Origin of the sequence: Photobacterium lucens (genome assembly GCF_009873615.1) — a bacterium.
Taxonomy (GTDB): Bacteria; Pseudomonadota; Gammaproteobacteria; order Enterobacterales; family Vibrionaceae; genus Photobacterium; species Photobacterium lucens.
The window spans coordinates 1-785 of the sequence record NZ_SSMG01000451.1 but is presented as its reverse complement, the minus strand read 5'-3'; the positions used below and the strand labels follow the sequence as shown (position 1 = coordinate 785).

Below are 785 nucleotides of genomic sequence, written 5' to 3'. Positions count from 1 at the left end.
GCATATAAAACAAACAATAATAGACAAAAAAATCATTTAAAATCAATATCATAAGAAATTAAAAATTAACTAAGCATCACTTTCATCACTTTCATCACCTTCATCGGTAAAGAATTTACCAAGAGAAAAGAGCACAGATGATGCGATAATTGGTAGAAATGGAGTTAAGAATTTAATGAATACTTCATGATTACCATTTAGAAAATTTTCATTATTACAATATATATTTAGAACCCCTATCGGCTCATCAATAGTACAATTAAAATAATCACTAGTTACTTCAAATGGCGCTAATAGTGGTATAGATAACAGAGATTTAGTTGTTTTATCTGATTCGTACCTTTCAACAATCTGATCAGCTTGAAAAGGAGAGTAGTATCTATAAAAATCATTATGTAGAACGTCATAAACTGCTTTCACTACATTACCAATGTATTGTGGTGATTTATGATAAATAGCAGTTGGAGCACCAGGAATAAGTTGTGATGTAGGATCGAAATTACTATCGTTTTCAAAAACCACAGGTAACATCAATGGATCATGATGACCTGTTTTTTCAAAAAATTTAGATGATGATTTATTAATACTAGCAATAACACTTAAAACACCTGTTATCTGATTTAAAGCACTTTTGTAGTTTCTAGCATCGAAAAAAATCTTATTTTTACTCCAGTATTGTTCGAACTTAGGCTCAATAGAGTTAGAATCAAAAAAATACATAATATTAATTGAACAATCATTTTTATTATGCCCACCCCATTTAGCAGATAGTGTTCTTATTATAT

General features: G+C 28.8%; 1 protein-coding gene. It reads right to left on the bottom strand.

Annotated features, from left to right (window positions below; genetic code table 11):
• Window positions 1-69: 69 nt before the first annotated feature.
• The coding region (locus E5A76_RS18445) for a hypothetical protein (protein WP_161119816.1) at window positions 70-785 on the bottom strand (716 nt) is incomplete at its 5' end.